The sequence below is a fragment of the Mycobacteroides franklinii genome, assembly GCF_001853795.1.
GTDB classification, from domain to species: domain Bacteria; phylum Actinomycetota; class Actinomycetes; order Mycobacteriales; family Mycobacteriaceae; genus Mycobacterium; species Mycobacterium franklinii.
Genome location: NZ_MLIK01000004.1, coordinates 897505 through 920333 on the forward strand (window position 1 = coordinate 897505; position 22829 = coordinate 920333).

At 64.0% G+C, this 22829-nt stretch carries 25 protein-coding genes; 15 read left to right on the plus strand and 10 right to left on the minus strand.

Features of this window, described 5'->3' with window-relative positions:
• From BKG76_RS04920 to msrB, 3 genes are read left to right on the plus strand one after another with little or no spacing between them, the layout of a single operon-like run.
• Complete coding sequence (locus BKG76_RS04920) at positions 1-759, plus strand: hypothetical protein (RefSeq protein ID WP_070936453.1); 759 nt, start codon at positions 1-3, stop codon at positions 757-759.
• A gap of 42 nt (positions 760-801) precedes the next feature.
• Entirely contained in the window at positions 802-2451 is a 1650-nt protein-coding gene (pgi, locus tag BKG76_RS04925) for a glucose-6-phosphate isomerase (RefSeq protein WP_070936455.1), read from the plus strand.
• 45 nt (positions 2452-2496) lie between these two features.
• Positions 2497-3027: a peptide-methionine (R)-S-oxide reductase MsrB gene (gene msrB / locus BKG76_RS04930; RefSeq protein ID WP_070936457.1), complete on the plus strand. Its 531-nt coding sequence runs from the start codon at positions 2497-2499 to the stop codon at positions 3025-3027.
• Positions 3028-3053: 26 nt separating this feature from the next.
• On the opposite strand, the gene BKG76_RS04935 is transcribed toward msrB, so the two are convergent.
• A complete protein-coding gene (locus BKG76_RS04935) occupies positions 3054-3563 on the minus strand; it encodes a helix-turn-helix domain-containing protein (protein WP_070936458.1) in 510 nt (169 codons plus the stop codon).
• Positions 3564-3678: 115 nt separating this feature from the next.
• On the opposite strand from BKG76_RS04935, the gene BKG76_RS04940 reads away from it, so the two are divergent.
• From BKG76_RS04940 to BKG76_RS04950, 3 genes are read left to right on the plus strand one after another with little or no spacing between them, the layout of a single operon-like run.
• Positions 3679-4470: an aldolase gene (locus BKG76_RS04940; protein WP_070936459.1), complete on the plus strand. Its 792-nt coding sequence runs from the start codon at positions 3679-3681 to the stop codon at positions 4468-4470.
• Entirely contained in the window at positions 4467-5354 is an 888-nt protein-coding gene (locus tag BKG76_RS04945; protein ID WP_070936460.1) for a dihydrodipicolinate synthase family protein, read from the plus strand. The genes BKG76_RS04940 and BKG76_RS04945 overlap by 4 nt, the downstream gene beginning before the upstream one ends.
• Before the next feature lie 22 nt (positions 5355-5376).
• Entirely contained in the window at positions 5377-6513 is a 1137-nt protein-coding gene (locus BKG76_RS04950; RefSeq protein ID WP_070936461.1) for a GTP-binding protein, read from the plus strand.
• Here BKG76_RS04950 and BKG76_RS04955 read toward each other — a convergent pair.
• A complete protein-coding gene (locus tag BKG76_RS04955) occupies positions 6510-7070 on the minus strand; it encodes a CGNR zinc finger domain-containing protein (RefSeq protein ID WP_070936462.1) in 561 nt (186 codons plus the stop codon). The genes BKG76_RS04950 and BKG76_RS04955 overlap by 4 nt on opposite strands.
• A gap of 80 nt (positions 7071-7150) precedes the next feature.
• Here BKG76_RS04955 and BKG76_RS04960 point away from each other — a divergent pair, with 80 nt between their 5' ends.
• The 3 genes from BKG76_RS04960 (at position 7151) to ctaD (ending at position 10262) form a co-directional block, all read left to right on the plus strand.
• Positions 7151-7645 (plus strand): VOC family protein, encoded by a 495-nt coding sequence (locus BKG76_RS04960; protein WP_070936463.1) that lies wholly within the window; start codon positions 7151-7153, stop codon positions 7643-7645.
• Positions 7642-8514 carry an NAD(P)-dependent oxidoreductase gene (locus tag BKG76_RS04965; RefSeq protein ID WP_070936464.1) on the plus strand — a complete coding sequence of 291 codons (873 nt, stop codon included), beginning with the start codon at positions 7642-7644 and terminating at the stop codon, positions 8512-8514. The genes BKG76_RS04960 and BKG76_RS04965 overlap by 4 nt, the downstream gene beginning before the upstream one ends.
• A 71-nt stretch (positions 8515-8585) precedes the next feature.
• On the plus strand, positions 8586-10262 hold the full coding sequence (gene ctaD, locus BKG76_RS04970) for an aa3-type cytochrome oxidase subunit I (RefSeq protein WP_070936465.1): 1677 nt from the start codon (positions 8586-8588) through the stop codon (positions 10260-10262).
• On the opposite strand, the gene BKG76_RS04975 is transcribed toward ctaD, so the two are convergent.
• Complete coding sequence (locus tag BKG76_RS04975) at positions 10259-10693, minus strand: pyridoxamine 5'-phosphate oxidase family protein (protein WP_070936880.1); 435 nt, start codon at positions 10691-10693, stop codon at positions 10259-10261. The genes ctaD and BKG76_RS04975 overlap by 4 nt on opposite strands.
• Positions 10694-10742: 49 nt before the next feature.
• On the minus strand, positions 10743-11591 hold the full coding sequence (locus BKG76_RS04980) for a TIGR03621 family F420-dependent LLM class oxidoreductase (protein WP_236737523.1): 849 nt from the start codon (positions 11589-11591) through the stop codon (positions 10743-10745).
• 86 nt (positions 11592-11677) lie between these two features.
• Between BKG76_RS04980 and BKG76_RS04985 the strand changes: the two genes are divergently transcribed.
• Entirely contained in the window at positions 11678-12730 is a 1053-nt protein-coding gene (locus BKG76_RS04985; protein ID WP_070936466.1) for an NAD(P)H-dependent amine dehydrogenase family protein, read from the plus strand.
• A 15-nt stretch (positions 12731-12745) separates the two neighbouring features.
• On the opposite strand, the gene ppk2 is transcribed toward BKG76_RS04985, so the two are convergent.
• From ppk2 to BKG76_RS05010, 5 genes are read right to left on the minus strand one after another with little or no spacing between them, the layout of a single operon-like run.
• A complete protein-coding gene (gene ppk2, locus BKG76_RS04990) occupies positions 12746-13654 on the minus strand; it encodes a polyphosphate kinase 2 (protein WP_070936467.1) in 909 nt (302 codons plus the stop codon).
• Between the two features lie 53 nt (positions 13655-13707).
• Positions 13708-14457 (minus strand): SDR family oxidoreductase, encoded by a 750-nt coding sequence (locus BKG76_RS04995; protein WP_070936468.1) that lies wholly within the window; start codon positions 14455-14457, stop codon positions 13708-13710.
• Between the two features lie 9 nt (positions 14458-14466).
• A complete protein-coding gene (locus tag BKG76_RS05000; RefSeq protein ID WP_070936469.1) occupies positions 14467-15330 on the minus strand; it encodes an Fpg/Nei family DNA glycosylase in 864 nt (287 codons plus the stop codon).
• 15 nt (positions 15331-15345) lie between these two features.
• On the minus strand, positions 15346-16095 hold the full coding sequence (cobF, locus tag BKG76_RS05005; RefSeq protein WP_070936470.1) for a precorrin-6A synthase (deacetylating): 750 nt from the start codon (positions 16093-16095) through the stop codon (positions 15346-15348).
• 6 nt (positions 16096-16101) lie between these two features.
• Entirely contained in the window at positions 16102-16752 is a 651-nt protein-coding gene (locus BKG76_RS05010; protein WP_070936471.1) for a TetR/AcrR family transcriptional regulator, read from the minus strand.
• 108 nt (positions 16753-16860) lie between these two features.
• Here BKG76_RS05010 and BKG76_RS05015 point away from each other — a divergent pair, with 108 nt between their 5' ends.
• Together BKG76_RS05015 and BKG76_RS05020 are read left to right on the plus strand one after the other, a co-directional pair.
• Positions 16861-17775 carry an AurF N-oxygenase family protein gene (locus tag BKG76_RS05015; RefSeq protein WP_070936472.1) on the plus strand — a complete coding sequence of 305 codons (915 nt, stop codon included), beginning with the start codon at positions 16861-16863 and terminating at the stop codon, positions 17773-17775.
• Positions 17772-18101: a DUF4873 domain-containing protein gene (locus BKG76_RS05020; RefSeq protein ID WP_070936473.1), complete on the plus strand. Its 330-nt coding sequence runs from the start codon at positions 17772-17774 to the stop codon at positions 18099-18101. Before BKG76_RS05015 ends, BKG76_RS05020 begins: the two co-directional genes overlap by 4 nt.
• Here BKG76_RS05020 and BKG76_RS05025 read toward each other — a convergent pair.
• On the minus strand, positions 18069-20417 hold the full coding sequence (locus BKG76_RS05025) for an ATP-dependent DNA ligase (RefSeq protein ID WP_070936474.1): 2349 nt from the start codon (positions 20415-20417) through the stop codon (positions 18069-18071). The genes BKG76_RS05020 and BKG76_RS05025 overlap by 33 nt on opposite strands.
• Between BKG76_RS05025 and ku the strand changes: the two genes are divergently transcribed.
• The 3 genes from ku (at position 20407) to BKG76_RS25000 (ending at position 22802) form a co-directional block, all read left to right on the plus strand.
• Positions 20407-21216: a non-homologous end joining protein Ku gene (ku, locus tag BKG76_RS05030; protein ID WP_070936882.1), complete on the plus strand. Its 810-nt coding sequence runs from the start codon at positions 20407-20409 to the stop codon at positions 21214-21216. The genes BKG76_RS05025 and ku overlap by 11 nt on opposite strands.
• Before the next feature lie 96 nt (positions 21217-21312).
• Positions 21313-22542: an Nramp family divalent metal transporter gene (locus BKG76_RS05035; RefSeq protein WP_070936475.1), complete on the plus strand. Its 1230-nt coding sequence runs from the start codon at positions 21313-21315 to the stop codon at positions 22540-22542.
• 26 nt (positions 22543-22568) lie between these two features.
• On the plus strand, positions 22569-22802 hold the full coding sequence (locus tag BKG76_RS25000) for a hypothetical protein (protein WP_131815788.1): 234 nt from the start codon (positions 22569-22571) through the stop codon (positions 22800-22802).
• Positions 22803-22829: the final 27 nt, after the last annotated feature.

Sequence of the window (22829 nt, forward strand, 5' to 3'; positions counted from 1 at the left end):
TTGAGCGACCAAGACAAGGGTGCGGACAACTCCACCGATAAACCGGCCAAGGCCGATGACGACTCGGTGGATTACGAGCTGGAGGCCGCCGTTGCGGCCGAACGCACGCCCACTCGCAGGTTTGTCGCCCGGCACGCCACCACCATCGTCATCGGCGTGCTGGCCGTCTGCCTTGCGGCGGTGACGGCCGTCGCCGCCGGCCTCTGGGTCGAGAACAACCGGACCATCGACGAGGTGCCACTGGCACGCCCGACCGTGAAGCTGGGTGTCCCGCTGGTGAACCCCGAGGTGACCACCGCCAGCACGACCACCGCCACAAAATCGCGGGTCCGGACGACAAGCAGTACCACCGGCAGTACCGCCGCGACCACGACCAGCGGGAGCGCCACCACCACGGCGACCACGACCAGCATCTCCGTGCCCGGTCCCACCACGTCCTCGGTGCCGCGCGAGGCAACCAAGGATGAGCAGTACGAGCTGACGAACGTGCTCAAGGCGTTCTATGCCGCACTCGGCGCCAAGAACCTCGACGTGCTCAACGCGCTGTCCTGCGTGAAGATCACCGACGAGGACCTCGAGGGCCAGTCCGATGACCTGAAGATCACCGTGGACAAGGTCGAGAAGACGGTCGTCAACGGCGATACCGCCTCGTCACGGGTGACCATCACCGCGACCGCCGGGGGTAAGACCCAGACAAAGTCGGGTATCGCCGGGTTCGCGCGCATCAGTAACCGATGGGTAACTTGCGCCAATCAATAGGCAGCACTGCACCACGCGATCGCCCCTACTAGGCTCGGTCGCATGACACTCTCAGCGGCGTGGCAGGCACTGGAAACTCATCACAAGCAGATCGCCTCCACCCACCTTCGAGAGTTTTTTGCCGACGACCCCACGCGCGGCAGCGAGTTGACTGTCACGGTCGGCGACTTGTACATCGATTACAGCAAGCATCGACTGACCCGCGAAACCCTTTCGCTGCTAGTCGATTTGGCCCAGGCAGCCGATCTTGAGGGGCGCCGCGACGCGATGTTCGCCGGGGCGCATATCAACACCTCCGAGGACCGCGCGGTGCTGCACACCGCGCTGCGCCTGCCCCGCGGCGCGCAGCTGGTGGTTGACGGGCAGGACGTGGTCGCCGATGTGCACCAGGTGCTCGACGCCATGGGCGACTTCACCGACCGGCTGCGCAACGGCCAGTGGACCGGAGCCACCGGCAAGCGCATCACCACCGTGGTCAACATCGGGATCGGCGGTTCGGACCTGGGACCGGTGATGGTCTACCAGGCGCTACGCCACTACGCCGACGCCGGAATCTCGGCGCGATTCGTCTCCAACGTCGACCCTGCCGACCTGGTGGCCACGCTCGCCGACCTTGACCCGGCGACAACACTTTTCATTGTTGCCTCCAAGACGTTCTCGACGCTGGAGACGCTCACCAATGCCACGGCCGCACGGCGCTGGCTGATTGACGGACTGGGTGGCGCCGCCGGGCAAGACGCGGTGTCCAAGCACTTCGTCGCCGTCTCCACCAACGCGAAGCTGGTGTCGGAGTTCGGGATCGACACCGCCAACATGTTCGGTTTCTGGGACTGGGTCGGCGGCCGTTACTCGGTGGACTCGGCGATCGGCCTGTCGGTGATGGCAGTCATCGGGCGGGAGGCATTCGACGAGTTCCTGGCCGGGTTCCACGTTGTCGACGAGCATTTCCGTACCGCACCGCTGGCAGAGAACGCGCCCGCGCTACTCGGCCTCATCGGCCTGTGGTACTCGAATTTCTTTGGCGCACAATCGCGTGGGGTGCTCCCCTACTCCAATGACCTGGCCAGGTTCGCGGCGTATCTGCAGCAGCTGACCATGGAATCCAACGGCAAGTCGGTCAAGGCCGACGGCGCACCCGTGGCGGTCGATACCGGTGACATCTACTGGGGCGAGCCGGGAACCAATGGACAGCATGCCTTCTACCAGCTGCTGCACCAGGGCACGCGGTTGATCCCGGCAGACTTCATCGGCTTCAGCGAGCCCACCGACGATCTACCTACCGCCGACGGCACCGGCAGCATGCATGACCTGCTGATGAGTAACTTCTTCGCACAGACGCAGGTGCTCGCCTTCGGAAAGACCGCCGAGGAGATTGCCGCCGAGGGCACCGCGCCCCATGTGGTCCCGCACAAGGTCATGCCTGGAAACCGGCCCAGCACAACGATTCTCGCCAGCAAGCTGACCCCTTCCACGGTCGGGCAGCTGATCGCGCTCTACGAGCACGAGGTGTTCACCGCGGGCACCGTCTGGGGTATCGACTCCTTTGACCAGTGGGGCGTCGAGCTGGGCAAGAAGCAGGCCATCGCCTTGCTGCCCGTGATCACCGAAGACGCATCCCCGGCGCAGCAGACCGACAGCTCTACCGACACCCTGGTGCGCTACTACCGCGCAGCGCGCGGAAGAACCAAGTAACCGCGAGGCCTTTCGAGCGGGTCGCGGGCGGCCTACTGTGGATCTATGCGGCGCTGGTTGCCTTCGACCGCTGATCCGGCCCTCACCCGACGGCAGTTGCTCGCCGGTGTGGCAGCACTGTGCGCTCTGACCAGTTGGGGCGCGCTCGCTACCGCGGCGGCCGATCCGACGACCCCGCCAGCACCGAATCCGGCGATCTCACACACCGACGCCGAGTGGCGCCAACTGCTGACCCCCAGCCAGTACCAGATCCTGCGGCAGGCCGGCACCGAGACCCCGTACAGCAGCCCCCTCAACAACGAGCACCGGACCGGCGTCTTCAGCTGCGCGGGTTGCGGTGTGGACCTGTTCTCGTCAGCGACCAAGTTCGACAGTGGCACGGGATGGCCGAGCTTTTGGCAGCCGCTGCCGAACGCCGTGTCGGAGAGACCGGACAACAGCGCGGGGATGAGTCGCACCGAGGTGCTCTGCAGCCGCTGCGCAGGACATCTGGGCCACGTGTTCGACGACGGCCCCAAGCCCACGGGGTTGCGCTACTGCATGAACGGCGCCGCGATGAACTTCCGCGCCACGTAGTTGCCGGAAAGTCGAACGGAAAGTCCCTAGGTGGCCGCGACGATCACCACGAGAGCCTGGGTCTGCGATATCCGGCGGATCCGATGGGTCCGGGTGGCATCGAGGTAGGCGCTGTCCCCCTCCTCGAGGACATAACTGACGTCCTCACACTGCAACTCGATCGATCCGCGGTGCACGAACACAAATTCCTGTCCTTGATGGGACGACTTGTGCTCCGCGAATTCCATCGACGGGCTCGCCAAGAACGGCGTCATGATCTTGCCGAGCATTTCGGTGCTCAGCGCATGAAACTTGCTGTCGTCCCAGTCATCCGCGCCACGATCCACGACCACCCGCGACTCGTGGGCGTCGTTGGTGAACAGCCGACTGACATCGACGTCGAGGGCCTGGGCAATGCGCATCGCCACCGACACCGACGGCGTGCTGTGTTCGCGCTCGACCTTCGAGAGGTAGCTCTTGGTCAGACCGGTGCGGCCACCCAGCTCCTCGAGGGTCAGGCCGCGTTCCCGGCGCAGCGCGCGAACCAGCGATGTCATCCGGCCAGTGTGACACGAGGTGTCCCCGAAACAGCCAGGCAACTTGGTTGACCATATGACACCTTGTGTCCTATGGTGATGATCGAACACCGCAAGATCAGAAAGGAGCACGGAAATGGCCAACACACTTCATGACACCAAGTCCGACCTGATGGATCGCGCCGAGCGCAGCATGGAGACTCACTTCTCCGACTCGCAGTGGTCCACCCGCCAGAAGGTCGCGATCACCTGCCGCGCACTCTTCGACCGCGGGCACGACTCCGGCCTCGCCGGGCAGATCACCGCGCGCGCCGAGGAACCCGGCACCTTCTACACCCAACGCCTCGGGCTCGGATTCGACGAGATCACCGAGGAGAATCTGCTCCTCGTCGACGAGGACCTCAACGTTCTCGACGGCTCCGGAATGGCCAACCCCGCCAATCGTTTCCACAGCTGGATCTACCGGGCTCGCCCCGATGTGCAGTGCATCGTGCACACCCATCCGTTCCATGTCGCGGCGCTGTCCATGCTGGAGACGCCCCTGATTGTTTCTCAGATGGATATCGCACCCTTGTATGACGACTGTGCCTTCCTGCCGGACTGGCCGGGCGTTCCCGTCGGAAACGAAGAGGGCGAGATCATCTCGGCCGCACTGGGAGACAAGAAGGCAATACTGCTCGCCCACCACGGTCACGTGGTCGCCGGCGCCTCCGTCGAGGAATCGTGCTCCCTGGCGGTATTGATCGAGCGGGGCGCGAAGTTGCAACTGGCCGCGATGGCGGCGGGAACCATTGCCCCCCTACCCGACCGGCTGGCCCGCGAGGCCCATGACTGGACCCTCACCCCCAAGCGCAGCATCGCCAACTTCGCCTATTACGCCCGCACCGCACTCGCCAATCACCCCGAGACCCTGAGGAAAATCGCATGACATCGGCTCCCCAGTTCCACGGAATCATCGCCTACCCGGTCACCCCATTCCTGCCCGATGACACCGTGGACGTCGATCGGCTTGCCGAGCTCGTGTCCCGGCTCGTGAACGACGGGGCCCACGCCATCGCACCGCTGGGCAGCACCGGCGAGTCCGCATATCTCGAGGAGCGCGAATTCGACGCCGTCGTCGACGCCACAGTCGCCGCGGTTAACAAACGCCTACCCGTCATCGTCGGAGCCTCGGATATGACCACCGCCAACACCATTCGGCGAGCACGCCACGCCCAGCAGGCCGGTGCCGACGCGGTGATGGTGCTACCCATCTCGTACTGGAAACTCAGCGACCGCGAGATCGCACAGCACTACGCCTCGGTCGCCGCGGCGATCGACATTCCGGTCATGGCCTACAACAACCCCGCGACCAGCGGCGTGGATATGAAACCCGAACTCCTGGTGTCGATGTTCCGCGATATCGACAACGTCACCATGGTCAAGGAGTCGACAGGCGATGTGCGCCGGATGCTCGACATCAAACGCCTCAGCGAGGATCAACTGCCCTTCTACAACGGCAGCAACCCGCTGGTCCTCGAGGCACTCAACGTCGGCGCATCCGGATGGTGCACTGCCGCACCGTGCCTAGCGCCGCAGCCGTGCCTCGACCTGTACGAGGCGGTGCGCACGGGACGCCACGACGATGCCGCATCCATCTACGCAGCACTCAAGCCATTGCTGCAGTTCATCGTCGCGGGTGGGCTGCCCACGACGGTGAAGGCGGGCCTGGAACTACAGGGACGTGCCGTCGGCGATCCCCGACGGCCACTGCTCCCGCTGGATGCCGAGGGCCGCGAGACGCTGAAGGGGATCCTCGCGTCCACTCCTTAATGATAATGGTTATCATTACCATGTGACTACAGCCCAGCTCCTTCCCGTAACCGTGCTCTCCGGATTCCTCGGCGCGGGAAAAACCACTCTGCTCAACCACATCCTGGCCAATACCGAGGGACGCCGCGTCGCGGTGATCGTCAACGACATGAGCGAGGTGAACATCGACGCCGCCCTCGTTGCGGGCACCGGACACCTGGACCGCACCGAGGAGCGGCTCGTCGAGCTCACCAACGGCTGCATCTGCTGCACGCTGCGTGAGGACCTGATCGAAGCCGTCGGAAACCTGGCCCGGCAGAATCGATTTGACCAGCTGGTCATCGAGTCGACCGGAATCTCCGAGCCCATGCCGGTGGCCGCCTCGTTCACCTGGGAGTTCGAGGACGGCACCAGCCTGGGCCAGGTCGCCCGGCTCGACACCATGGTGACCGTCGTCGACGCCTCCACCTTCCTGCCGGAGCTGGCACGCGGCGAGGCGCTGGCCGATCGTGAGATGGCCGCCGCAGACGGAGACGGGCGTTCCATCGCCGATCTGCTCACCGATCAGGTCGAATTCGCCGACGTGCTGATCCTCAACAAGGTGGATCTGGTGAACGAACGAACCCTCGGCATGGTGGAAACCCTGCTACGCCGCCTCAATCCCACGGCGACGATGGTGCGGTCCACCGGCGGCGTCGTCGACCTGGATCTGGTGCTGCAGACCGGATTGTTCGATCCCGAGCTGGCCGCCCAGGCACCGGGCTGGGATGAGGAGATCGCCGACGGGCACACCCCCGAAACCGAGGAATACGGCATCAGCAGCATGACCTTCCGTTCGGATCGTCCCTTCCATCCGCAACGCCTCAACACGGCGCTGGAGAACCTACAAGGACTGTTGCGCAGCAAGGGATTTTGCTGGATCGCCAGCCGCCCCGACATTGCCGCGATCTGGTCGCAGGCCGGACTGAACCTGACGATTGAACCCGCCCAGTTCTGGCGCAGCACCGAGATCGCCCCGGGGCAAGAGGTCGTCTTCATCGGCGTGCGGCTGGACCGGCCCCGCGTCCAACATCTCCTGGAGGCCGCGGTGCTCACCGACGACGAGCTCGCCGCCGGTCCGGAGGCGTGGCGCGGCTTCCCCGATCCCCTCCCCGCGTGGGGCCTCATGCACGCCCATTAGCGGCGTGTAGCAATGGCGGCCTTCTTGGCCCTGTTCCCGCAGGTGTTCATGTTGCACCAGCGCCGATTGTTGGCCCGGCTGGTGTCGACATAGAGACCGTGACAGTGCTCGTCCGAGCACGCCTTCACCCGATCGCGATCGGGACCGCCCAGTGTCTCGATGGCACTGGCGGCGATGACGGACAGGGCGTCCGCGACGCCCACGCCTCGCCATTGCACATCTGCGCCCTCGAGCACCCTGTGCGGATTGCCGTTCCGGGAGAACGTATTCAACATCCGCACGGCTGATGCAGCGATCCGCCCACCCGCTGCCACCGCGGCGCCCGCGCGGTGGATGCTCTCACGCAGCTCCTTGGCGACGGCCAGGCCGGCGTCGGTCAATGGCACATCCGAGAAGTCCAACTCGTTGGCTCGCAGCCATAACCGCAGCCGCCCCGGATCGGTCAGCCGTTCGGTGGCCGCACCGGCGCGGTCGAAGACGGTGGCGGTGAACCGGAATGCCAGCACCGCATTGTCCAACCGAAAGACCGCCCGTGTATCCCCGGCCGCGCTCACCATGCGAACCAGTTTAACCGGTTCGACAGATTCCGGAACATGTTCTACGGTGGAACCGTCTTAACCGGTTCACTGAAGGCGAGATGTCTGTCAACCACATCGGGATCACCGTTCCCGATATCGCAGCGGCAATTGACTGGTACCGCGAGATATTCGACTTCGAATGCATCATGGGTCCGCGCACACTCGAACCCGGGCCGACCGGAGAGCTCCCGCCGGGACTGGACACCAGGTTCGGCCGGGCCCGGATGGCCGGCCTGCAGACAGACAACGGTGTGGGTGTCGAGCTCTTCGAATTCATCGACCCGGCGACGGACCCGCCACCGCTGCTACCCGTCGAGTACACCCGGCGCGGCACGTGGCACCTGTGCCTGACGGTCTCCGACGTCGAGGGGCAGACGCGCGCCGTTTCGGCAGCCGGCGGCCGGGTCATCACCGCCCCACGACCCGTCGTCGCGGGTAGACCATGGACCATGTCCTATCTGACCGACCCGTGGGGCACGGTCATCGAACTGATGAGTCACGACTACACCGAGATTTTCACCAACTGGCCCACCGAAACAGGAGCACACCAATGAGCACAATTGCCGTCGTCGGACTAGGGGCCATGGGAAAGGCTATGGCGGACAATCTTGTTCGGTCAGGACACGAGGTTTCTGTATGGAATCGCTCGCCAGGACCCGTCGAAGAGCTCGCCGCAGTCGGTGCACGACCACTCGAATCTGCGGCACAGGCCTTCGAGTCCGGTGTGGTGTTCTCGGTGCTGGCCGATGATCACGCCGTATCCGACACCTTCCTCACCCCAGAGATCCTTGCCGCTGGACGGGGAGCTCTGCACGTCAACCTCGCGACCGTCAGCACCCAGCTGGCCGACCGCGCCACCGCACTGCATGGCGAGCACGGGGTGGGATATGTCGCGGCGCCGGTGTTCGGCCGGGTCCCCGTCGCCCAAGCCGGGCAACTGCAAGTGCTGGCGGCGGGTGCGCCCGACCAAATAGACAGGGCACAACCATTCTTGGACGTCATCGGGGCACGCACCTGGCGATTGGGTGATGCGCCTCGGCAAGCCAATGTCGTCAAGATCATCGGGAACTTCCTGATCGCATCGGCCATCCAGTCATTGAGTGAAGCCGTCAGCATGGCGGAGCGATCCGGTGTGGATTCCACGCTGCTGGTGGAACTGTTGACCAGCACGCTGTTCCAGGGCCCGGCGTACAGCAGCTACGGCAAGCTGATTGCTACCTCAACCTACGAACCGGCCGGATTCACAACCACCCTCGGCCGCAAGGATGTTGGGCTAGCACTCGACGTGGCGGCAGACACCGGGCTGCGACTGCCGTTTGGCGAGGTACTGCGATCGGTTCTCGATGAGGCACTCGCGAGCGGTCACGCCGACCTGGACTGGTCCTCGATCGCCGACCTACAGCGGGCGCGCGACGCAGGCTGACTATGGCATGATGTCCGCAGGAATGCCTCACGTACACAGGCGAATCGCACTGTTTCGTATGGAGGTTTCCTGTGGCTATATCCCTCAAATTGGCGGCGAGCCGACCCTTTCCCCCGCGGGTAGGGCCTAAAGGCTCTCTTATCTACCGCCTTGTTACCACCACCGATCACAAGCTGATCGGTGTCATGTACCTCGTCACGTGTTTTGCCTTCTTCATGGTGGGCGGATTGATGGCGCTGCTCATCCGTGCCGAACTCACCACGCCGGGACTGGCATTTCTCTCCAATGAGCAGTACAACCAGCTGTTCACCATGCACGGCACGGCGATGCTGCTCTTCTACGCGACGCCCATCGTGTTCGGCTTCGCCAATGTGGTGCTGCCGCTGCAGATCGGCGCCCCCGACGTGGCGTTCCCGCGGCTCAACGCACTATCGTTCTGGCTCTTCCTGTTTGGTGCGCTCATCGCGCTGGCCGGGTTCATCACCCCCGGCGGTGCCGCCGACTTCGGCTGGACCGCCTACACCCCGCTCTCCGATGCCATTCATTCCCCCGGAGCCGGCGCCGACCTCTGGATACTGGGTGTCGCGGTCGGCGGATTGGGCACCATCCTTGGCGCGGTCAACATGATCACCACCATCGTGTGCATGCGTGCGCCGGGCATGGTCATGTTCCGGATGCCGATCTTCACCTGGAGCATTCTGGTGGTCAGCGTGCTGGTGCTGCTGGTGTTCCCGCTGCTGGCGGCGGCAGCCATCGGTCTGGCGGCCGACCGGCACCTGGGCGCGCACATCTTCGATCCCGCCAACGGCGGAGTTCTGCTGTGGCAGCACCTGTTCTGGTTCTTCGGACACCCCGAGGTCTATGTGTTGGCATTGCCGTTCTTCGGAGTGGTGTCTGAGATCTTCCCGGTGTTCAGCCGCAAGCCGATCTTCGGTTACACCACATTGGTCTTCGCGACCCTGGGTATCGGGGCGTTGTCGATCGCGGTGTGGGCGCACCACATGTACGCCACCGGCGCCGTTCTTCTTCCCTTCTTCAGTTTCATGACCTTCCTGATCGCGGTTCCGACCGGTATCAAGTTCTTCAACTGGATCGGCACGATGTGGAAGGGGCAGTTGACCTTCGAGACACCCATGCTGTTCTCGATCGGCTTCCTGGTCACCTTCCTGTTCGGCGGTTTGACCGGCGTTCTCCTCGCCGCTCCCCCCATTGATTTCCACGTCACCGACTCGTACTTCGTGGTGGCGCACTTCCACTACACGCTGTTCGGCACCATCGTGTTCGCCAGCTTCGCGGGCGTCTATTTCTGGTTTCCGAAAATGACGGGCCGGCTACTCGACGAGCGCCTCGGCAAGTTCCACTTCTGGTTGACGTTCATCGGCTTCCACACCACCTTCCTGGTGCAGCACTGGCTGGGCAATGAGGGCATGCCGCGCCGGTACGCCGACTACCTACCCACCGACGGCTTCACGGGTTTGAACATCGTGTCAACGGTCGGCGCATTCGTTCTCGGTTCGTCGATGCTGCCGTTCGTATGGAACATCTTCAAGAGCTACCGCTACGGCGAGGTCGTCACGGTCGATGACCCGTGGGGCTACGGCAACTCCCTGGAGTGGGCCACCAGCTGCCCGCCGCCGCGGCACAACTTCTCTGAGCTGCCCCGGATCCGTTCGGAGCGCCCGGCGTTCGAGCTGCACTACCCGCACATGGTCGAACGCATGCGCGCCGAGGCGCACGTCGGGCACTAGCCCGGAACGTGACCGCCGTCCGGCTCCCGCCCGAACACGAAGCGGCGGCCGGTGATCTGCGCCGGGATGATGCGCACATAGTGCAGTTTCAGCGTGGGTATCCACGGATACAGGCCGGCGCCGTCGGCCTCGTCGATCTCGACCGAGGTGCTGAGTACCTGCGCGGCGCCGCGCACGACCACGCTCCAGCCGCCGATATCGTTGTGATCGTCCGCCTCGAACAACACCTGGTCGCTCACCACCGCACCAAACAGTTTGGTGCCCTCCGCTGTTCGGAACAATACGGTGCCACGCTGGGTCACGAAGTTGATGGGAAAGATCTCCGGCCTGCCGTCGATCACCACCACCAGTCGCCCCAATTTGGCACTGGCGAGCAGTGTCCAGCTTTCGTATTTTTCGAGCAGGGTCACGGGTTCCGAATCGGCAGTCATGACGCCGATGATCATCTGCCGCGGCATCGGAAGATAGATGCGAAGGTCCTTACTTCAGCGCGGCGATCAATGCGTGAAAGTCCTTGAGCCCGCGCGGATCTGCCCCCATGTATGTCAGATAGGAGATACCGAGCTCTTCACGCAGAGAGATGATCTGCTCAACCAGCTCACCGCGTGATCCGTGCAGCAGAGTCGGCGATGCGCGTAGCTCCTCGTCAGAATCACCTGGTCGGTACACACGCATCAGCCCCAGATCCGGTGCGCGGTCAATCGCGACATCGAAGATCCCCAAGTTCAACTCCGGCGTGTCGGCATGCTGAGCAGCGGCATTGCGCACGTATGCGGCTCTCTCGGCGAGCTCGGCGCGCGTGCGGGCATCAGAGATCGCGACGATATCAGCCTGCTGCGCCGCAAGTTTCAGGATCTTATCGCCCTTGCCCGCGATCATGATCGGTACGGGCGACTGCACTGGCCGCGGCCAATGGTCCGAGCTTGAGAGCAGGCCCCGCAATGCATCGACCGCGTCGGCGAGCTGCCGCACCCGTCCGGCGGGGCTCAGAAAGGGCACTCCCGCGGCCTCGTACTCCTGCTGGACGTAGCCGGCCCCCAACCCGATCTCAATGCGACCGTCGGTGAGCCGGTCGCAGGTGGCGATGTCGCGCGCAAGTAGACGCGGAGAATAGAAACCGGTGGTCAGCACGAAGCTACCGACCCGGATGTTCGTCGAAACACTCGCAGCGGCAAGCATTACCGGGAAGGGTGCACCGACTCCGAGGTGGTCGGGAACCACCACTACGTCAACACCGCAATCCTCGGCCCGTCGCACCTGATCGCGAATCTGGACCGGGTCTCCATGGGAGATCAGATTCGTCCCAAACCGAAATCCGTGTCTAATCACCGAGATTCCCACCTCTCAAGATCTGGACCAAGCACTTGTTTGGTGTTATGCAGGTCTGAGGTTACCGGCTGCAAGGAGACAAAGACATGGTCTATCGGGTTGTCCAGTGGGCGACGGGGGAAGTCGGCAAGGCGGCGATCAGCGCGGTGCTCGCGCACCCGGAACTACAGCTGGTCGGGTGCTGGGTGCACTCACCGCAGAAGACCGGCATCGATGTCGGCGAGCTCATCGGGCAGGCCCCCATCGGGGTGATCACCACCAACAGCCTCGACGACATCGTCTCGCTGGATGCCGACTGCGTGATCTACAGCCCGCTGCTTCCCAACCCGTCGGAGGTTGCGGCATTGCTCGCCTCGAAGAAGAACGTCGTCACCCCGGTCGGCTGGTTCTACCCCGATAGTTCCGGCCGCGACCTGGACGCCGACGCCCGTCAGGCCGGGGTGACCTTGCACGGCACGGGAATTGACCCCGGAGGCATCACCGACCTGTATCCGCTGATCTTCTCGTCCATGACCTCCGCCGTCACCTACGTACGGGCCGAGGAGTACTCGGACATCCGCACCTATGGCGCACCGGACGTCATCCGGCACATCATGAAGTTTGGCGGCACTCCGGAGGAAGCCGTGAGCGGCCCGATGCCCAAACTGTTGGGCGGCGGATTCAAACAGTCTCTGCGGATGATCCTGGACGGCATGGGCTTCGCGGACGTTCAGATCCGGCCGGACCTCAAGGTCGCCGTCGCCACCGCGGACATCGAATCTCCGATCGGCACCATCCGGCCCGGATCGGTGGCCGGTCAACAGTTCTCCTGGGAAGCGTTCGTCGGCGACGAAGCCGTGGCGCGGATCGCCGTGAACTGGTTGATGGGTGAGGAGCACCTGGACCCCGCCTGGTCCTTCGGCCCGAGCGGTCCGCGCTACGAGGTCGAGGTGCGGGGCACGCCCTCGTCATCGTGCACCATTACCGGCTTTCATCCCCACAGCGTTCAGGCCGGACTGGTCGCCAACGAGGGCGTCGTCGCAACGGCCGCCCACTGCGTCAACTCTGTGCCCTATGTCTGCGAGGCCGAGCCGGGACTCAGGTCGTACCTGGACCTTCCACTCATCGCGGGCAGGGCACATCCTCGGCTCCACCGCTGACCGGCGGAGCCGAGACTAGCGCGAGCCCGCCTTCTCTCCCTCTTCGAAAATCGCGGAGGCGGGGCCGACAATCAGCGGATCGGGGGTACCCACGACGTCCACGTCCTTGTTGTCGTAGTCGAATTGCGAGAGCACATGGCGCATTGCCTCCAACCGGGCGCGCTTCTTGTCGTTGCTCTTGACCACCGTCCACGGTGCAAAGTCGGTGTCGGTGTAGAAGAACATGGCCTCTTTGGCTTCGGTATAGGCGTCCCACTTATCGAGAGACGCGAGGTCGGTGGGCGAGAGTTTCCAGTGCCGAACAGGATCGGTACGCCGGGCCGCGAACCGGGCCAGCTGCTCCTTGCGGCTCACCGAGAACCACAACTTGATCAGGTGCGTCCCCGAATTCACCAGCATGCGTTCGTATTCCGGAGCCTCACGCAAGAATTCGGCACATTGTGCTGGTGTGCAGTAGCCCATCACACGCTCCACACCCGCGCGGTTGTACCAGGAGCGGTCCATCAAGACGATCTCACCACCACTGGGTAGGTGGGCCGTGTATCGCTGGAAATACCACTGACTCTGTTCCACCGGTGTCGGCTTCTCCAGCGCCACCACGCGGGCACCACGGGGATTGAGATGTTCGGTGAATCTCTTGATGGATCCACCCTTACCGGCGGCGTCGCGGCCTTCGAAGATGATGCAGATCTTCTCGCCGTTCTCCTTGACCCACAGCTGCAGCTTGAGGAGCTCGATCTGCAGCTTGCGCTTGGCCTTGTCGTATTCCTTGCGGGTGAGTTTCTCGTCGTAGGGATAGCCCTGTTTCCAGGCGTCCTTGGCCTCTTTATTACGTTTGATCCCGCCGCGCAGACTCGCGAGTTCATCGAGTTCGGCGGCATAGTCCACCGTGACGGAAGCGTTGTGTTTCTTTTCCTCGCCCATATATGCAGCATCCCACGTGGGCACAAAGTCCCACGTGGGAAACCCATAGCCGACTAGGCGAGGCGTCCGGCCAGTCGGGGCGGCAGCAGCCGCATGACCGCCATCACCGGTTCCCACGGCCAACGCGGCACCGCCGCCCGTCCGGGCTCCTTCTCGATGGCATCCACCATTGCCGTCACACCGGTCAATGTGTCCACCATCATCGGGGTGGTCGGCGACTTGGCGCTCAGATCGGTCTGGATGTAGCCGGGCTCGATGGTGCTGACTTTGATTGGGCCGCGGGCGTATTCGGCGCGCAGCGACTCACCCAACGAGGAAAGTCCGGCCTTGCTGGCCGCATAGGCGGCCTTGGTGCCGGGCAGCCCCTTGGCCGCCGTCACCGAGGAGATGAGCACCAGGTGCCCGTAGCCCTGCTCTTTGAACAGCGCCAGTGCGGCCTCGATCTGCACCAGGGCACCGATGAGATTGGTTTCGATGGTCTGGATGTTGGCCCAGGATTTACCGCCGCCCAGATGCCAGCCCTTGGCGATACCGGCGTTCACGACCACGCGATCCAGGCCACCGAGCTCGTCGCGCAGCTCACCGAAGACCACCGGCACGGACTCGTGGTTGGTGACGTCCAGGGGTCGCACGGCGACCTTGATTCCGGGGTTGGCAGCCAGCAGCTCAACCTTGAGCTCTTCCAGCGCCTCGGTGCGCCGGGCACACAGCGCCAGGTCACGTCCCTTCGCGGCGAACTGACGGGCCATCTCGGCGCCCAGGCCGGAGCTCGCCCCGGTGATGAGGATCTTCTGTCGCGTCACGTGGTCACTTTATTTGAGGAGCCGCGAGAGCCGACGGTCGGCCAGCACCTTGCCGCCGGTCTGGCACGTCGGACAGTACTGGAACGATTTGTCGGCGAACGACACCTCCCGCACCACATCACCGCACACCGGGCAGGGCATCCCGGTGCGGGCATGCACCCGCAATCCGGATCGCTTCTCCCCCTTGAGAGTTGCCGCCTGCTGCCCCACGCTGCGCTCGACCGCGTCGGCGAGAACCGACTGCATGGCCTCGTATAGCGCGGCCCGCTGGCCCTCGGAAAGCGTCTTTCCGCTGGCGAAGGGAGACAGCTTGGCCACATGCAGAATCTCGTCGCTGTAGGCGTTGCCGATTCCGGCAATCACCCGTTGATCCGTGATCACGTTCTTGAGCCGGGCCGTGGTTCCGGACAAGATCTCAGATAGCCCGGCGGCCGTCAGCGATAGGGCATCGGGTCCCAGGGACGCGATCTGTGGCACGGACGCCGGGTCCGTCACCACCCACACGGCCAACCGTTTCTGGGTGCCTGCCTCGGTGAGATCGAATCCTGCAGCGTCGCCGGGCGTTCCGAGATGCACCCGCAGTGCGATGGGCCCCTTGCCCGGTTTGAGCGGTGCCGCGGCCAACTTGTCCGACCAGCGCAACCACCCGGCGCGCGAGAGATGCGCGATGAGATAAAGGTCCCCCGCTTGCAGGCCCAGGTACTTACCCCAGCGGGTCGCCCCCGTCACCGTCCGACCGTGCAGGGCGGTGATGGGCGGATCGAAAGTCTTGAGCACGGAAAACGCCGCGACATCGACTCTGCCGACGGCCGACCCCACGGCGTGGCGGCGCAGGTGATCGGCGAGCGCCTCGACTTCCGGTAGTTCGGGCATGGGCTCAGTCTGCCTCTACGCGCCGACACTCCGCAGCAGGTAGGTATCCATGATCCAGCCGTGCTCGGCACGCGCCGAGGCACGTACCTCAGCGATCCTGTCGCCCACCTCCCCCACGGTGCCCGACACCAGCAGTTCGTGTTCGGTGCCCAGATACGCGCCCCACCAAATCTGGGTCGACGGATCCAGCTGCCGGAACGCGCAATCGCCGTCGAGCATCACCACGACCGTCCCGGCCCGGGGCCACTCCGCCAACAGCCGCCGGCCCGTCGTGATGAGCACCGGCTCCCCGATACCGTTCAGCACGATCCGGTGCCGGGCGGTCAGCGCGGAGATCGCGGTGATACCCGGCAGCACGTCGTATTCGAACGCATGGGGATCCTCGGCGAGAATCGCATCCAGGATGCGCAGAGTGCTGTCGTACAGGGACGGGTCCCCCCACGCAAGGAAAGCGCCAGTGCCGCCGTCGGGCAGCTCGGAGGCAATTGCTTTGCCCCACAATGCCGCCCGTTCGGCATGCCACTGCTTCACCGCGCCGCGGTACTCGCCCTTCCCCCGCACCGGATCGGGTAGTTCGACAAAGCGGTAGTCGGGTTCGGTGATGTACCGCTCGCAGATGTGCCGGCGCAGCTCGACCAGATCGTCCTTCGTGTCGCCCTTATCGGCGACGAAGAACGCGTCGACCTCATTGAGCGCCGCGATGGCCTGCACGGTCAGGTACTCGGGATGGCCGGCACCGATACCGATGACGCGAATCCGTCGCATCGCGACTTACGAAGCAGCCGAATCGGAAGTCAGCACCGCGGAGATCTCCTCGGTGATCGCCGAGACGGTGAGCAGGTTGCCGATGAAGTCGCCCAATTGCTCGTCGGTCTGAGTCTCCACGACACCGGGAGTCACCAACAGCGAGGCAGCGATCCGGAAGCTCCATTCGGCGGCGGCCTTGACATTGATGGAGGCCAGCTGCGCCTCGGTGAGCAGTTGGCGGAAGTACGGCGTCAGCAAGATCGTCGTCTGGTCGATGAACGGGCGGGCCTTCACCGTCAGATACGGCAGCACCTGCTCGGGGTTCTCCTTCAGGCCCTTTTGCAGCAACGGGTGGTGACGGCCATGCTGCACGATGCGCACAATGGCGTCGATGAACCCGGTACGGGGGTTCTTGGCGGTCGCGAAGACGGGCTCCAGCATCTCCCCGAATCGGAGAAACTCGCGGTGGAACAGTGCCTCGATGATCGCCGCCTGGTCACCCACATGTTTGTAGACGGTGGGCCGGGACAGGCCGGCCTTCTTCGCGATCAGCGCATGCAACCGCGCCTCGTAGCCGTGCTCCAGCAAGCACTCTTCAGCGGCATCGAGGATGCGGCGGCGAATCTCGCCGTGGTCGCGGGTACGGCCGCGGTGGCTTGACCGGCTCACTTTCATCGGTGCCCACTTTCATTCGCCACGAAACTACGTGGCACTTCGCGTCTCACTTGACGCCTCAACCTGCAACGTTTACGTTTGACATCTTAACGGAAAGGACTGTCAACGGTGACGGCTACCCTGAACAACGGCCCCGCTCGCACCCCAAATCGGGAGGAATACTCCGACCGACTCCTCAAGGGCACGGTGCGACGCTCCTACCAGCCGATCGTGGACCTGGACTGGGACGCGCCGTTGGATCCGGACAAGTACTACCTACCGCCCAAGGTCGTCTCCCTGTACGGCACCGATGTGTGGAACAACATGTCGCGCGCCGAACAGATCGAACTGTCGCGGCACGAGATGGTCAACCTGCTCTCCACCGGCATCTGGTTCGAGAACATGCTCAACCAGGGCCTGTTGCGCGTGATGATGCACGCCAATCCCATCAGCAGCGAAACGCTGTACTCCCTCGCCGAAATCGGTGATGAGACACGGCACATGACAATGTTCGCCAAGGCCATCGAGAAGACCGGCCTGCCCGCGTATCGGATGCCGTGGCACCAACGCGCGTTGGCCAATCTGCTGCCGTTGGCGCTCAAGGGCCCGGTGCTGTGGGTGGCCGCGCTCATCGGCGAGGAAATCTTCGACGCGCTGCAGCGCGAGATCATGGATGACCCGGAACTACAGCCACTTGTGCAGCGGCTCATGCGGATTCATGTCACCGAAGAAGCCCGGCACATTCAGTTCGCACGTGACGGTATTCGGCAGCGACTGGACCGCACCCCCAGGCGCGTCAAGGTCATCCTGCGGCTCACCAACGGCCTGGGCGGACCCATCTTCCGGTACCTACTGACCAACAAGAAGATGTACGAAGCGGTCGGCCTTCCCGGCCGCGCGACCACGCGGCTGGCCCGCAACAATCCGGCCTTCCAGGAGGCCTCGCAGACCGGTTTCGCGCCGCTGTACAAATTCCTGGAAGACACCGGTCTCATGGGCCGACTGTCCCGCCGCATGTGGCGCAGAACAGGTTTCGTCGCGTGAGCGATCCCGGCAGGAACAACGCAGAAGACGACGACGTCTTCGACGGCACCGCCGTCATCACCGCGGGCGAGTTCTCCGTCGAGTCCCGGATACGTCTCATCGGTTTCTTCAACCCACTGGACGGCAAGTTCCACTGGCAGGGAACGATTTACGCCAAGCCAGAGGGCGGGGAGCTCAAGGGCGGCACCCAGGTCACCATTGCCGTGGGCGATACCAGCGCACAGGGACGCATCACCGAGCAGACTCCGTGGGGCCACTTTTCGGTCGCGGGCGTCGGTGCGCCGCCGTACCCGCTACCCGAGATCGAGCTCGACGTCGCTAACTGACTTGTCGGGGCGCAGACCACGCCAGCTGGAGTGCTTGAGAATTCCACCCGGTGTGCGGTCACCGTAGCGGACCTCGCCGACCAGAACCGGCTCGACAAACTGCACGTCCTTGGCCTCGACCGCGGATAACGGTGCATTAAAAGGTGACTCCTCGCGGTGCAGCGGTTCTAGTCGCTCCTTGAGCGAGGCGAGTTCCTTCTCGGTGAACCCGGTACCCACCCGGCCCGCGTAACGCAGCCCACTCTCGTCCGGTATCCCCATGAGCAGGGCGCCGATCCCACTGCTACGCCCACCCTGGCCCTTACGCCAGCCGCCGATGACAACCTCTTGACCGCTCCAGTTCTTTGCCTTGATCCAGGACTGCGTTCGGCCCGGAATGTATGGGGAATCCCTCCTCTTCGCGACCACCCCCTCCCAACCTTGATCGTGCGAATGGGCGAGAGCCGCGACCCCATCGCCGCTCAGCTGATCCGGGACGGTCATCGATTCGGTGCCGGATCCCAGTACCTCGAGTAAGCGGCGTCGGTCACGATACTTAGTGCGCAGCAATGATTTTCCGTCCAGGTACAACAGATCGAATGCCCAGAATCGGATATCGGCGCTCGGCGTTCTGTTCTGCAGCAGCGAAAAGCTGGGCACGCCCTGCGGATCCAGCACCACCACCTCGCCGTCGAGCACCACGCGGTGCTCGGCCAATTCGTGGGCAAGCCGCTGCAAGGCCGGGAATTCGGCGGTCACGTCGCGCCCGCTGCGCGCCAGCGCTCTCAGCTGTCCGCGGTCGCACTCCAGAATGAGCCGGTAGCCGTCCCACTTACCTTCGAATGCCCACGCATCGGCATCCAGGCCCGTCACCGAGCCGGTGGTCGGCAGCATCGGTGCGAGGCCGGCGGGCATCCGGCACTCGGCTACGGGAGACCGCTGATCCTTCATCCGGTGCGCCAGCCATTGCTTGCCATTGGTTCGAATCAGCGCGTATCGTCCCGTGATTCGTCCGCCATGCAGCGTAACGATGACCTCACCCTTGGCATCGTCGTCGTCACGCGGATCGATGAACTTCTCGGTGTCGTAGGTACCCGAGTCCCAGATGGTCACCTCCCCCGCCCCGTACTCACCCTTCGGGATGACGCCCTCGAAGCCCCCGTACTCCAGCGGGTGATCCTCGGTGTGCACCGCGAGGTGATTGACCGACGGTTCCATCGGCAGATTCTTGGGCACCGCCCAAGAGACCAGCACACCATCACGCTCCAACCGGAAGTCATAGTGCAGCGCGGTGGCGTGATGCTCCTGGATCACGAACGAATTATTTTGCCCGGCTTCCGGTTTGACGGCAGGCACGGGTTCCGGGGTACGTGCGGGATCGCGCATGCTGCGGTATGTGGACAACCTGTCCTCGATGATCGCCACGCCGTCGAGACCTGCCAGCAGATCGCCGTCACGCTCGGCCCGCGCCAGCACCTCGGTGTACCGCAGCTGACGCAGCCCGGGATCGTCAAGCTCCTCCCAGGTACGCGGCGCGGCAACGGTCGGCGTTTCACGGCCGCGTAGCGAGTATGGAGCTACGGTCGTCTTGGAACCGCTGTTCTGACTCCAGTCCACGAACACCTTGCCCGCGCGCAACTGTCGGGTCATCGTCGCGGTCACCAAGTCCGGCATCGCCTGCTCCAGCTGAACAGCGACCTTCTTCGCCACCGCCACCGCGCCGGATGAGCTGACCGGTTGCGCCAGCGGCACATACAGGTGCAGCCCCTTGCTCCCACTGGTCAAGGGAAACGTCGTCAGACCTATATCGGCGAGCACATCGCGCACGGCACGGGCGACCTGAGCCAATTGCGGCATGGTCACGCCCTCACCGGGATCCAGGTCGAAAACCAATCGAGTTGCCGGGCCGGGGTTTTCGCCCACGAATCGCCACTGCGGCACATGCACCTCGAGTGCCGCCTGCTGCGCGATCCATGCCAGCGCGACAGAGGTATCGATCAGCGGGTAGGTGACATAGCGGGACTTGTGTTCGATGCGTCGCCGCGGGAGCCAGTCCGGAGCCGACGAAGCCAGGTCCTTCTCGAAGAAGGACGGTTGGTCAACGCCATTGGGCCACCGCTTGCGGGTGACCGGCCGGCCCGCGACATGCGGCAACATGTACGGCGCGATTGCGGTGTAGTAGCCGAAGACGTCCGCTTTGGTAGTGGCCGAAGCGTTCCCCGTAGCCGGGTACAGCACCTTTTCCGCATTGGATAAGCGGACAACCGCAGTCGACCCCGGGCCGGATGTCGCCGACTCCGCGGCTCCGGTGGGCCATACTGGGGATATGCGTTCCATCTGGAAGGGCTCCCTCGCCTTCGGGCTGGTGAACGTCCCTGTCAAGGTATACAGCGCGACCGAGGACCACGACCTCAAGTTCCATCAGGTCCATAACAAGGACAACGGCCGGATCCGCTACAAACGCACCTGCGAGGAATGCGGCGAGGTCGTCGAATTCCGGGATATCAACAAGGCCTACGAGGCCGAGGACGGCCGCACGGTCGTCATCACCGACGAGGATCTGGCGAGTCTGCCCGCCGAGTCCAGCCGTGAGATCGAGGTATTGGAATTCATTCCCGCCGCCGAGCTCGACCCGCTGATGTACGACAAGAGCTACTACCTGGAGCCTGACAGCAAGTCCTCGAAATCGTATGTGCTGCTGGCACAAACACTCGCACAGACCGATCGGGTCGCGATCGTGCATTTCGCGTTGCGCAGCAAGACACGGCTCGCGGCACTGCGGGTCAAGGACTTTGGCTCCCGCCAGGTGATGATCATCCACACCCTGCTGTGGCCCGACGAGATTCGTGAACCCGACTTCCCGGTGCTGGATCAGGAAGTGAAGATCAAACCGGCGGAACTGTCGATGGCCGGACAAGTCGTGGAGTCGATGGCCGACGATTTCGATCCGAGCCGATACAACGACACCTATCAGTCGCAGCTGCTGGAGATGGTGGAGGCCAAGCTCGAAGGGGGCGAGGCGTTCACCAAGGAAGAGGCACCCACCGAGCTCGACGCCACCGATGTGTCTGATCTGCTGGCCAAACTCGAGGCCAGCGTCAAGAAACGCCAGGCGGAGAAGGCCAGCACCAACTAGTCATCGAACGCCGCCGCCTGCGGTAGGCCTCGCCTCGCCATAAAGTTTCGGGTACTCTAACTTTTCTATTCGGAGTACTTGAAATAGGAGGTCTGCGTGCTGGAGCGGCAGAAGCAGACGCGATCATCACGCGGGCTCTATCTCCTCGGGCCCGCCTTCGTCGCAGCCATCGCCTATGTCGACCCCGGAAACGTCGCCTCGAACGTCAGCGCCGGCGCCAAGTACGGCTTCCTGCTGGTGTGGGTCATCATCACCGCCAACGCGATGGCCGGACTCGTGCAGTACCTCTCGGCGAAATTGGGCCTCGTCACGGGGCAATCGCTACCAGAGGCGATCGGCGATCGGATGTCACGCCCGGCCCGGCTGGCATTTTGGCTACAGGCCGAATTGGTGGCTATTGCAACGGATCTGGCTGAAGTCGTCGGCGGCGCCATCGCACTGAACCTGCTGTTCAACTTGCCGCTGCTCCTCGGCGGTGTCATCACCGGAATCGTCTCGATGGTGCTGCTGACCGTGCAGGATCGCCGTGGCCAGCGCTCCTTCGAGTATGTGATCTCCGGCCTGCTGGCCATCATCGCGATCGGCTTCCTGGCCAGTGTCGTGGTGGAACCTCCGCCGCTGGCCGAGACCGTCGGCGGCCTCATCCCACGCTTCCAGGGCGCCGAGAGCCTGTTATTGGCGACGGCAATGCTGGGCGCGACCGTCATGCCGCACGCGGTATATCTGCACTCGGGCCTGGCCCTGGACCGGCACGGGCGACCCGAAGAGGGCGAACCACGCCGCAAGCTGCTGCGTATCACCCGCTGGGACGTGAGCCTGGCGATGGTGTTCGCCGGAGCCGTCAACATGGCAATGCTGCTGGTGGCCGCCACAAATCTGCGGGGGCGCGACGGCGTCGACACCATCGAGGGCGCACACGCCGCGGTCCGCGACAGCCTCGGGCCCACCGTGGCACTGTTGTTCGCGATCGGACTGCTGGCATCCGGACTCGCATCCTCGTCGGTTGGCGCCTATGCCGGCGCGATGATCATGCAGGGGCTGCTGCGCCGGTCCGTCCCGATCATCACGCGACGGCTGATCACACTGCTGCCCGCGCTGGCAATCCTCGCGGCCGGCATCGACCCCACCTGGGCACTCGTGATGTCGCAGGTGGTGCTCTCCTTCGGCATCCCGTTCGCCCTCGTACCGCTGATCCGATTGACCAGCGACCGTCAACTGATGGGTACTGACGTCAACCATCGGATAACGGCGTTGCTGGGCTGGATCATCGCCGCGCTGATTTCGGCACTGAACGTGGTTCTGATTGTCCTTACCCTTGCGAACTAAATTCACCTGGGAGTACGCTGTGAGTCATGAAACGAATCCTGCCCTCGGCCAGTCGATTTGGGCTGACGATTGGAGTCGTTGCTAGTGGCTTGTACATGGGCGGTATCGCCTCCGCAACCCCGGCAAAGGCCGATCCCGACATTTGCGGCTCGGTAGATACCTACCCCCGAGTTACCGTGTGCGCCGACTCCGGCTGGGACCGCGGCTGGCATGGCAACAACGGCTGGCGCGGTAAGGGCCACTGGAAGCACTGGGACTAATAACCCGGCGTTGCCGACTCTCACCGC

Excerpts from the sequence above, each read along its gene's own strand:
- pgi (WP_070936455.1), top strand. The coding sequence starts at position 802 with ATGACACTCTCAGCGGCGTGGCAGGCACTGGAAACTCATCACAAGCAG.
- msrB (WP_070936457.1), top strand. The coding sequence starts at position 2,497 with ATGCGGCGCTGGTTGCCTTCGACCGCTGATCCGGCCCTCACCCGACGG.
- BKG76_RS04935 (WP_070936458.1), bottom strand. The coding sequence starts at position 3,563 with ATGACATCGCTGGTTCGCGCGCTGCGCCGGGAACGCGGCCTGACCCTC.
- BKG76_RS04940 (WP_070936459.1), top strand. The coding sequence starts at position 3,679 with ATGGCCAACACACTTCATGACACCAAGTCCGACCTGATGGATCGCGCC.
- BKG76_RS04945 (WP_070936460.1), top strand. The coding sequence starts at position 4,467 with ATGACATCGGCTCCCCAGTTCCACGGAATCATCGCCTACCCGGTCACC.
- BKG76_RS04955 (WP_070936462.1), bottom strand. The coding sequence starts at position 7,070 with ATGGTGAGCGCGGCCGGGGATACACGGGCGGTCTTTCGGTTGGACAAT.
- BKG76_RS04960 (WP_070936463.1), top strand. The coding sequence starts at position 7,151 with ATGTCTGTCAACCACATCGGGATCACCGTTCCCGATATCGCAGCGGCA.
- BKG76_RS04965 (WP_070936464.1), top strand. The coding sequence starts at position 7,642 with ATGAGCACAATTGCCGTCGTCGGACTAGGGGCCATGGGAAAGGCTATG.
- BKG76_RS04975 (WP_070936880.1), bottom strand. The coding sequence starts at position 10,693 with ATGACTGCCGATTCGGAACCCGTGACCCTGCTCGAAAAATACGAAAGC.
- BKG76_RS04985 (WP_070936466.1), top strand. The coding sequence starts at position 11,678 with ATGGTCTATCGGGTTGTCCAGTGGGCGACGGGGGAAGTCGGCAAGGCG.
- ppk2 (WP_070936467.1), bottom strand. The coding sequence starts at position 13,654 with ATGGGCGAGGAAAAGAAACACAACGCTTCCGTCACGGTGGACTATGCC.
- BKG76_RS05000 (WP_070936469.1), bottom strand. The coding sequence starts at position 15,330 with ATGCCCGAACTACCGGAAGTCGAGGCGCTCGCCGATCACCTGCGCCGC.
- cobF (WP_070936470.1), bottom strand. The coding sequence starts at position 16,095 with ATGCGACGGATTCGCGTCATCGGTATCGGTGCCGGCCATCCCGAGTAC.
- BKG76_RS05010 (WP_070936471.1), bottom strand. The coding sequence starts at position 16,752 with ATGAAAGTGAGCCGGTCAAGCCACCGCGGCCGTACCCGCGACCACGGC.
- ku (WP_070936882.1), top strand. The coding sequence starts at position 20,407 with ATGCGTTCCATCTGGAAGGGCTCCCTCGCCTTCGGGCTGGTGAACGTC.
- BKG76_RS05025 (WP_070936474.1), bottom strand. The coding sequence starts at position 20,417 with ATGGAACGCATATCCCCAGTATGGCCCACCGGAGCCGCGGAGTCGGCG.
- BKG76_RS25000 (WP_131815788.1), top strand. The coding sequence starts at position 22,569 with ATGAAACGAATCCTGCCCTCGGCCAGTCGATTTGGGCTGACGATTGGA.